Below are 8722 nucleotides of genomic sequence, written 5' to 3'. Positions count from 1 at the left end.
GGGGAAGGGGACGGGGCGGGCCGGCCCCGGCCGCGGCCCCCGGCCACCGGGGCACGCGCGCGGTCGCGCTCGAAGGGCGCGGGACTCCGCTGCACGGGTAGTGCGGGACCGGGCTGGACGCCGGGGACCGTGAGGTCAGGCCGGGCGGCGACAGACCGCGGACATGCAGCGGCAGAGATCGACATGCAGGCGCGACACGAGCGACAGGAGCGGGATGCTCATGTCATGTTCGGCGTGCACAGATCTGGTCATGAGCGACAGTTAACACGGCGACTTTGGGTTGCTCAAAGCCATTCTTTGAGCCAAATTGGCAGCGCACATGACAACGCCCCCGCTTCCCCACGGCAGTTGGGGAAACGGGGGCGCAAGATGTTGTGAGCGGGATCACGCGGCGCCGCCCGGCGTGTCCACGTGCCGGACAGGGGCGCGGCACGCTCAGGTGCCGGACACGGGCGCACAACGCTCAAGTGCCGGACGACGCCGGACGCGGCCAGCGGCGTCCCGCTTGAGAACGGCGCGGCGAGCGCGTCCTACTCGACGTCCTCCTGGGCGCGGTTCGCCTCCAGCTTGGCGCGCGCCCGCTCCACCCGGCCCGACACCTTCATCGACATCTCGTCGCGCTGCTTGCGCAGCACCACGTAGCTGATCGGGGCGGACACGATGAGGGCGAGCAGCAGCACCCAGATGATGTTCGAGTCGCCGAGACCACGGGGCACCACGCCGAACCGGGCAAGGGCCGCGACCACGACCAAGCACCCGACGAAGATGGCGATACGCGCCATGGTGTAGCGGACGGTGACTCCTGGCTGCCGGATCACTGCGGGCCTTCTCTCTTCCGGGCTAGTGCCTTCCAGTGAAGCACGACGGTCTCAGGCGGCACTCAGCGGGAGCAGCATGATGACGTCGTCGCGGTCGTCGCCGGGACCGACGCGGATCGCGCCGGGCACCCGGCCCACCTCCTTGTAGCCGCAGGCCGCGTAGAACCGGTCGGCGCCGGTGCCGCCCCGGCAGGTCAGCCGGATCGCCTCGATGCCCTCGAAGCCGCGGGCCGCCTCCGCCGCCGCGGCCATCAGCTGCCGTCCGTACCCCTTGCCCTGGTGCCTCGGGTGCACCATCACCGTGTACAGCCAGAGCCAGTGGCGCATCAGCCGGTGGGTGTTGAGGGTGAGGAACGCGGTCGCGGCGACCGCGCCCGCCTCATCGTGGCCCACCAGCAGGCGCGTACGGCCCTCCGCCATCGCGGCGAGGTGCTTGAGCAGTTCGGGCCGGACGTCCTCGGGCGTCACCGGCGGTACGAACCCGACGGCGCCGCCCGCGTTGGACACGTCGGCCCACAGCGCGAGCAGGCCGTCACGCAGCGCGGGACCGCCCTTTTCGCTGTCGAACGACGGGTCCAGGGTGAACGTGAGCGTCATGATCGGTACGTCCTCACACCCGCATCGGCTGCGGCGACTCGCGGCGCCCTGCGTCGGGGCCCGGGTACTCGCGCACCGTCTCGTAGCGCGTGTTGCGCTCGATGGGGCGGAAGCCCGCGTCGCGGATCAGGTCGAGCAGGTCCTCGCGGGACATCTTGTTCGGCGTGCCGTAGTTGTCCGCGTCGTGCGTGATCTTGTACTCGACGACCGAGCCGTCCATGTCGTCCGCGCCGTGCTGGAGCGCGAGCTGCGTGGTCTGGAGGCCGTGCATGACCCAGAACACCTTCACGTGCGGCACATTGTCGAACAGCAGCCGGGAGACGGCGAAGGTCTTCAGGGCCTCGGCGCCGGTCGCCATCGTCGTGCGCGCCTGGAGGCGGTTGCGTACCTTGCCGTCCTTCATGTCCACGAAGTCGTGCTGGTAGCGCAGCGGGATGAAGACCTGGAAGCCGCCCGTCTCGTCCTGGAGTTCGCGCAGCCGCAGCACGTGGTCCACCCGGTGCCTGGGCTCCTCGATGTGCCCGTACAGCATGGTGGACGGGGTCTTGAGGCCCTTCTCGTGCGCGAGGCGGTGAATCCGGGACCAGTCCTCCCAGTGGGTGCGGTGGTCCACGATGTGCTGCCGGATCTCCCAGTCGAAGATCTCGGCGCCGCCGCCGGTGAGCGATTCGAGGCCGGCCTCGATCAGCTCGTCCAGGATGTCGGAGGCCGACATGCCGGAGATCGTCTCGAAGTGGTGGATCTCGGTCGCGGTGAACGCCTTCAGGGAGACCTGCGGGAGGGCCTCCTTCAGCGCCTTCAGGGAGCGCGGGTAGTAGCGCCACGGCAGCGAGGGGTGCAGGCCGTTGACGATGTGCAGCTCTGTGAGGTTCTCGCCCTCCATCGCCTTCGCGAGGCGGACGGCCTCCTCGATGCGCATCGTGTACGCGTCCTTCTCGCCCGGCTTGCGCTGGAACGAGCAGTACGCGCACGACGCGGTGCACACGTTCGTCATGTTCAGGTGGCGGTTGACGTTGAAGTACACCGCGTCGCCCGCCTTGCGCGTGCGCACCTCGTGGGCGAGGCCGCCGAGCCAGGCCAGGTCGTCCGACTCGTACAGCGCGACGCCGTCCGCACGGGACAGCCGCTCGCCGTCGCGGACCTTCTGCTCCAGCTCACGCTTGAGCCCCGCGTCCATATAGCCGCCTCCCTTGTGGCTGGTGATCGGCCCGTTCATGAGCCTTTTCGAGGTTACGCCCCCGTACCGACAATCCCGCCGACACCCCGGTCGGGGGGGGGGGGGGGGCGCCGGGGCCCCCCCCCCGCGCCCGGGCGCCCCCCCCCCCCCCCCCCGCGGCCCCGCCCCCCGCCCCGGGGCGGCGGCGCCCCCCCCCGCCCCCCCCCCCCACCACCCCCCCCCCCCCCCCCCCCCCCCCCCCCCCCCCCCCGGGGCCGGGCCCCCCCCCCCCCCCCCGGCACCCGGTCCGGGCGCGCGGACGCCGCGCACTCCGCGGGGAGTTCGCCGGCTCACTCCGTGGGGAGTTCGCCGACCCTGTTCTCCCACTTGGTGGACAGCACCACCGTCGTGCGGGTGCGGGAGACGCCCTTCGTGCCGCTCAGGCGGCGGATGGTGCGCTCCAGGCTGTCCACGTTCTCGCCGCGGACCTTGAGCATGAACGAGTCGTCGCCCGCGATGAACCAGCAGTCCTCGATCTCGCCGAGGTCGCGCAGGCGGCGGGCCACATCCTCGTGGTCGGCGGCGTCGGACAGCGAGATGCCGATGAGCGCGACCACGCCGAGGCCGAGCGAGGCGGAGTCCACGGTGGCGCGGTAGCCGGTGATGACCCCGGCGGACTCCAGGCGGTTGATCCGGTCGGTGACGCTGGGGCCCGAGAGGCCGACGAGCCTGCCGAGTTCGGCGTACGAGGCCCTGCCGTTCTCCCGGAGCGCCTGGATGAGCTGCCTGTCCACGCCGTCCATATGCCTGATGCCTTCCATCATTCAGCGATTCAGCAAGAGTACAAGGCAGAGCGAAGGCCGAAGGGCCGGGCGCCCTACGATCCCGACCCCGTCGGCCCCGATCCGGGAGGCTCCGAGCCCGTCGGCCCCGATCCGGGAAGCCCCGATCCCGGGGGCCGCGGCCCTGGGGGCTTCTGCCCGGGAGCCCGGGGGGCCGACGTGCCCGGGGACTCCGGGGCCTCAGGGGCGGCATCCCGCCGCGCCCGCGACGCGCCGCCGATGGCGCCGTCCCAGCGCCGGTAGAGGGCATGCCCGACTCCGACCCGGTCGAGCGCACGCCCCGCGACGAAGTCCACCAGGTCCTGGATGTGGGTCGCGCCCGCGTAGAAGGCGGGCGACACGGGCAGGACGACGGCCCCGAGATCGTCCAGGGCGACGAGGTGGCGCAGGGTCTGCCCGGTGAGCGGTGTCTCGCGCACGGCGACGACGAGCGGCCTGCGCTCCTTCAGCGTCACACTCGCCGCCCGCTGGAGCAGGTCCTTCGACAGGCCGAGCGCCACACCCGCGACGGTGGCCGTGGAGGCGGGCATGATCAGCATGCCCTTGGCCGGGTACGAGCCGGACGAGGGACCCGCGGCGAGGTCGCCCGCCGCCCAGTGCCGTACGCCGGACAGGTCGGGCGGGGGAAAGGCGGCGGGGTCTCCGTCGGCGCCCCGCGCGAGCCAGGCCGCGAGGTCCTCGCGCCAGTGCGCGTCACGGAACGCGATACCGGTCTCGTCGAGGAGGGTGAGGCGGGAGGCGCGGCTGACGACCAGGTCCACGCTCTCCCCCGCCGCGAGCAGACCGCGCAGCAGCGCCGCCGCGTACGGCGTCCCGGACGCGCCGGACACCCCGACGAGCCAGGGCCTGCGGGGTTCGGGGGCGTGCCGGCCCGACGCTCCCTCGGATGTGCTCACGGGGCTGAGCCTATCCGGCGGCGTCCGGGAGGAACCCGGGGCGGGGTGCCGGACGTTTCCAGCACGTCAGGCTCGGGAGCAGGGGGCTGCGATGGCGTACGGGACGGATTCCACCAAGAGGCCGGGCGGGACCTCCGCCGCGGACAGGGCGGCGCGGGCCGCGAACGGCGGCATCGGGCGGGTCAAGGCCGCGGGCGCGGTCATGGCCGGCTGGGTGGTGCTGCTGTGGGTGCTGCTCGGCGTGGACGAGGCCACCGGCGACTCGCTGAACACGCTGGGCATCACGCCCCGCAAGCCCGGCGAGCTGCTGGACATCATCCCGGCGGCGTTCCTGCACGGCGGGGTGGCGCACCTCGCGTCCAACACGTTCCCGCTGCTCGCGCTGGGGTTCCTGGTGGCGCTCGGCGGCATCCGCCGGTTCCTCGGCATCGTCCTGACGGTGACGGTCGTCAGCGGCCTGGGCGTCTGGCTGACCGCCCCGAGCAACTCGGTCACGATCGGCGCGTCCGGCGTGATCTTCGGCCTGCTGGCGTTCCTGGTGATCACCGGGTTCGTCAACCGTCGCGTGTGGGACGTCGTCCTGGGCCTGGTGGTCCTCGCCGTCTACGGCTCGATCCTGCTGGGCGCGCTCCCCGGCAACTCCGGCATCAGCTGGCAGGCGCACGCCTTCGGCCTGGTGGGCGGCGTCCTCGCGGCCTTCCTCTTCCGCCGCGAACGCGGCCCGCGCCCGGGTGCGCTGCCGCCGGGGGTGTAGGGCCGGCCCGGACGGGGTACGCCCCGGGTCCGCGTGGCCGTCAACCGTCGAACCGGACAACGTCGGTAACGCGGAACTCGCGCATCCCCGGGTAGCGGCTGTAGCTGATCAGCACGGGCGTGCCTGGTACGAGGACGCCGTAACGGCCGTCACTGAGGAGATCACCGGCCATCGGACGTCCGTCGTCAGCCGCCTTGCCGGCCTCGACGGCCCATCCCGCCAGGAAGGCCACCACATGGTCGTGCGTATCGGGATGCCCGGTCGCCCGGATGGCCTCCCAGCACGGACGCGGCTTCCTCTTCGCAGTAGACCGTCCAGCCCCGCTCGAAGCCGTCACTCACCCTGCCCGCCGGCGGGGTCGGGCAGCGGGACCAGGTTGCGTCCCGCGTCGGCGTTGGCCAGCCTCCGGGCACGGCCCGGGACGGCGTCGAACATGGCCTCCATCCACCATTTCCGCAGGACCGCGTTGATGGGGGCGCCGGCCTCCGCCGCCAGCAGTTCCGCGTAGAAAGCGAGCCGCTTCTCCGCCGGCAGGGCGTCTCCGATGGCCCGGCCCGTCTGCGGGATCGGGACGCGCCTACCGGGAGCTGGATGTTCGGGCTGCGCTGACACTGTGTACTCCTCCCCCTTCGTGGACGGCACGATCGCGCCGTCGCTCCCCACTCGCACGGGAATCCTGCACCGCCCCTAGCCCCAGGGGCATCGATGGTCACCGGATTCGTCATTGGCCACCCGGACGAGTCAACCGCCCGACGTCGACCAGGCCTGGAGCGGCCCGCCTCAGCGGGCGGAGGGGTCCCGGGGCAGCCCGTCCGTGGCGATGGTCAGGGCGCCGAGCCCGGTGTCGAGCGTGATGTCCTTGCCGTACGGGACGGTGTCCCGGCCCTGGTATCCGCCGGCGGCCGGGTGCCACAGCGTCAGGCAGTGCGCCTGGTAGGGGTCGAAGACCAGGTAGTTGGCGATGCCGCGCGCGGCGTACAGGTCCGGCTTGATCTCGTAGTCCCGCCGTACGCTGCCGGGCGACACGACCTCCACGACGAGTTCGATGAGGTCGGGGTCGTAGGCGCTGCGGTTCTCCGCCGCCTCGGCGGCCGGGATCACGGCCAGGTCCGGGCACAGCTCGGTCTCGTCGTCGAAGACGAAGGCGACGTCCGAGGTGAATCCCGTCGAGTGCATGCGCTCGCGACGCCCTCAGCCCCGCAGCCCCTTGACGATCAGGTCCAGCAGCGCGAAGACGAAGAGTGCGATGCCGATGAAGCCGTTGACCTGGAAGAACGCCCGGTTCAGGCGGGACAGGTCGTGCGGGCGGACGATCGTGTGCTCGTAGACGAACGCCGCCGCGACGATCCCGAGGCCGACCCAGTACAGCGGGCCCGCGCCGATGGCGAGGCCGTACCAGACCAGCAGGCCCGTGGTGACGAGGTGCGCGGCGCGTGCGCCGTGCAGAGCGGCCGGGATGCCGAAGCGCGCGGGCACGGACTTGACGCCGTGCGCGCGGTCGGCGCGCACGTCCTGGCAGGCGAAGATCAGGTCGAAGCCGCCGATCCACACGCCCACCGCGAGGCCCAGGATCACCGCGTCCCACGACCAGGTCCCGGTGACCGCGATCCACGCGCCGATCGGGCCGATGGCCTGCGCGACGCCGAGGATGGCGTGCGGGAAGGACGTGAAGCGCTTGCCGTACGGGTAGAGCACCATCGGCACGGCCGCGGGCAGCGCGAGCGCCAGGCAGAGCGGGTTGAGCAGCGCGGCGGCGGCCAGGAAGACCAGCAGGGCGATGATCGCACCGGTCCACGCGGAGCGCACCGACACCGCGCCCGTCACCAGTTCGCGCGTGGCGGTGCGCGGGTTCCGCGCGTCGATCTCCCGGTCGATGATGCGGTTGCACGCCATCGCGAACGTCCGCATGCCGACCATCGCGACCGTCACCAGCAGCAGCTTCCACCAGTGGACGCTGTCGTCCAGGCGCTCCATCGCGGTCAGCGCGGCGATGTACGCGAACGGCAGCGCGAACACCGAGTGCTCGATCATCACGAGCCGCAGGAAGGCCCGGACCTTGCCGCCGTGCGGGATCGGTTCGGGGCTCCCGATGGCCCCGTCCGCCGTCGTACTCACAGGCCGTACTCCTTCCACCGACGGTCGACCAGTGTCGCCGTCTCCGGGTCCGGTACGACCATATGCGGCCAGCCGCCGTCGCGGGTGTACCCCTCCTCGGGCAGCTTCCTCGTCGCGTCGATACCGGCCTTGCCGCCCCAGAACTGCTGGTAGGAGGCGTGGTCCAGGTGGTCGACCGGGCCTTCGGCGACGGTCAGGTCGCGCGCGTAGTCGGTGTTGCCGAGCGCGCGCCACGCCACCTCGTGCAGGTCGTGCACGTCGCAGTCGGCGTCCACGACGACGATCAGCTTCGTCAGCGACATCATGTGGGCGCCCCAGACCGCGTGCATGACCTTCTGCGCGTGCTTGGGGTACTTCTTGTCGATCGAGACGATCGCGCAGTTGTGGAAGCCGCCGGCCTCAGGCAGGTGGTAGTCCACGATGTCCGGCACGATGATCTTCAGCAGCGGCAGGAAGAACCGCTCCGTGGCCCGCCCGAACGGGCCGTCCTCGGTGGGCGGCCGGCCCACCACGATCGACTGGAGCAGGGGCCGCCTGCGCATCGTCACGCAGTCGACGGTCAGCGCGGGGAAGTCCTCCTGCGGCGTGTAGAAGCCGGTGTGGTCGCCGAACGGGCCCTCGGGGAGGGTCTTGCCGGGTTCCAGCCAGCCTTCGAGGACGACCTCGGCGGCGGCCGGCACCTGGAGCGGGACCGTCTTGCAGTCCACCATCTCGATGCGGCGCCCCTGCACGAACCCCGCGAACAGGTACTCGTCGATGTCGCCGGGCAGCGGCGCCGTCGAGGCGTACGTCACGGCGGGCGGGCAGCCGAACGCGATCGCGACCGGCAGCCGCTCGCCGCGCCGCGCGGCCACCGCGTAGTGGTTGCGGCTGTCCTTGTGGATCTGCCAGTGCATGCCGATGGTGCGGCGGTCGTGCCGCTGGAGGCGGTAGAGGCCGAGGTTGCGCACGCCGGACTCGGGGTCCTTGGTGTGCGTGAGGCCCAGGTTGAAGAAGGAGCCGCCGTCCTCGGGCCAGGTGAACAGCGCGGGCAGTTCGTCCAGGTCGACGTCGTCCCCGGTCTTCACGACCTCCTGGACCGGGGCCTCCTTCACCTTCTTCGGCGGTACGTGGACCATCGTGCCGAGCTTGCCGAAGGCGTCGCGCACGCCGACGAAGCCGTGCGGCAGCTCCGGCTTCAGCAGGCCGCCGATCTTCTCGCCGATCTCCCCGTACGAGGCGAGGCCGAGCGCCTTCAGCAGGCGGCGGTCGGTGCCGTACACGTTCATGGCGAGCGGCATCGAGGAGCCGCGCACGTTCTCGAAGAGGAGCGCGGGGCCGCCGGCCTTGTTGACGCGGTCGGTGATCTCCCCGACCTCCAGGTACGGATCGACCTCGGCCTTCACGCGCTTGAGGTCGCCCTCGCGCTCCAGGGCCCGAAGCAGCGAGCGAAGATCGTCGTAAGCCATGCCCACCAGTATCGGCCACCGCCCCGGTGGCGGCCCGATGGCGGCGGGTCCGGGGTACGGCTGCCCGGTGGCGGCGCGACGGCGGCGGGCCAAGGG

10 protein-coding genes and 1 pseudogene are annotated in these 8722 nt (G+C 71.9%); 1 reads left to right on the top strand and 10 read right to left on the bottom strand.

The features are described 5' to 3' along the window. Positions 1-530: 530 nt before the first annotated feature. The 5 genes and pseudogenes from LCE31_RS32035 to LCE31_RS32010 all read right to left on the bottom strand — a co-directional run. Positions 531-782 carry a DUF4229 domain-containing protein gene (locus LCE31_RS32035; protein WP_225020636.1) on the bottom strand — a complete coding sequence of 84 codons (252 nt, stop codon included), beginning with the start codon at positions 780-782 and terminating at the stop codon, positions 531-533. 87 nt (positions 783-869) lie between these two features. Further along, entirely contained in the window at positions 870-1415 is a 546-nt protein-coding gene (locus tag LCE31_RS32030; RefSeq protein WP_225020628.1) for a GNAT family N-acetyltransferase, read from the bottom strand. A 13-nt stretch (positions 1416-1428) separates the two neighbouring features. Further along, positions 1429-2592 carry an aminofutalosine synthase MqnE gene (gene mqnE / locus LCE31_RS32025; RefSeq protein ID WP_225020634.1) on the bottom strand — a complete coding sequence of 388 codons (1164 nt, stop codon included), beginning with the start codon at positions 2590-2592 and terminating at the stop codon, positions 1429-1431. Between the two features lie 329 nt (positions 2593-2921). Beyond that, the gene (locus LCE31_RS32020) at positions 2922-3374 is read right to left on the bottom strand and encodes an Lrp/AsnC family transcriptional regulator (protein ID WP_225020632.1); all 453 of its coding nucleotides are present in this window, start codon (positions 3372-3374) and stop codon (positions 2922-2924) included. A 245-nt stretch (positions 3375-3619) separates the two neighbouring features. After that, positions 3620-4309 (bottom strand): annotated as a pseudogene (locus LCE31_RS32010) (UbiX family flavin prenyltransferase); the annotation flags it as partial. Between the two features lie 202 nt (positions 4310-4511). Between LCE31_RS32010 and LCE31_RS32005 the strand changes: the two are divergent. Further along, on the top strand, positions 4512-5063 hold the full coding sequence (locus LCE31_RS32005) for a rhomboid family intramembrane serine protease (RefSeq protein WP_225020630.1): 552 nt from the start codon (positions 4512-4514) through the stop codon (positions 5061-5063). Positions 5064-5103: 40 nt separating this feature from the next. Here the strand turns inward: LCE31_RS32005 and LCE31_RS32000 are convergent, their stop codons facing one another. The 5 genes from LCE31_RS32000 to LCE31_RS31980 all read right to left on the bottom strand — a co-directional run bounded on the left by LCE31_RS32000 (position 5104) and on the right by LCE31_RS31980 (position 8626). Continuing rightward, positions 5104-5298 carry a hypothetical protein gene (locus tag LCE31_RS32000; protein WP_225020627.1) on the bottom strand — a complete coding sequence of 65 codons (195 nt, stop codon included), beginning with the start codon at positions 5296-5298 and terminating at the stop codon, positions 5104-5106. Between the two features lie 98 nt (positions 5299-5396). Continuing rightward, a complete protein-coding gene (locus LCE31_RS31995; RefSeq protein ID WP_225020624.1) occupies positions 5397-5675 on the bottom strand; it encodes a hypothetical protein in 279 nt (92 codons plus the stop codon). Between the two features lie 168 nt (positions 5676-5843). Next, on the bottom strand, positions 5844-6239 hold the full coding sequence (locus LCE31_RS31990; protein WP_308042336.1) for a Uma2 family endonuclease: 396 nt from the start codon (positions 6237-6239) through the stop codon (positions 5844-5846). Between the two features lie 15 nt (positions 6240-6254). Then, positions 6255-7178, bottom strand: a complete 924-nt coding sequence (mqnP, locus tag LCE31_RS31985; RefSeq protein ID WP_225020622.1) for a menaquinone biosynthesis prenyltransferase MqnP — start codon at positions 7176-7178, stop codon at positions 6255-6257. Continuing rightward, a complete protein-coding gene (locus LCE31_RS31980; RefSeq protein ID WP_225020620.1) occupies positions 7175-8626 on the bottom strand; it encodes a menaquinone biosynthesis decarboxylase in 1452 nt (483 codons plus the stop codon). Before LCE31_RS31980 ends, mqnP begins: the two co-directional genes overlap by 4 nt. Positions 8627-8722 lie beyond the last annotated feature (96 nt).

The organism is Streptomyces sp. 8L, from assembly GCF_020176795.1.
Lineage (GTDB): Bacteria > Actinomycetota > Actinomycetes > Streptomycetales > Streptomycetaceae > Streptomyces.
The sequence above is the reverse complement of the archived record's forward strand: the minus strand, read 5'-3'. Positions and strand labels throughout refer to the sequence as shown.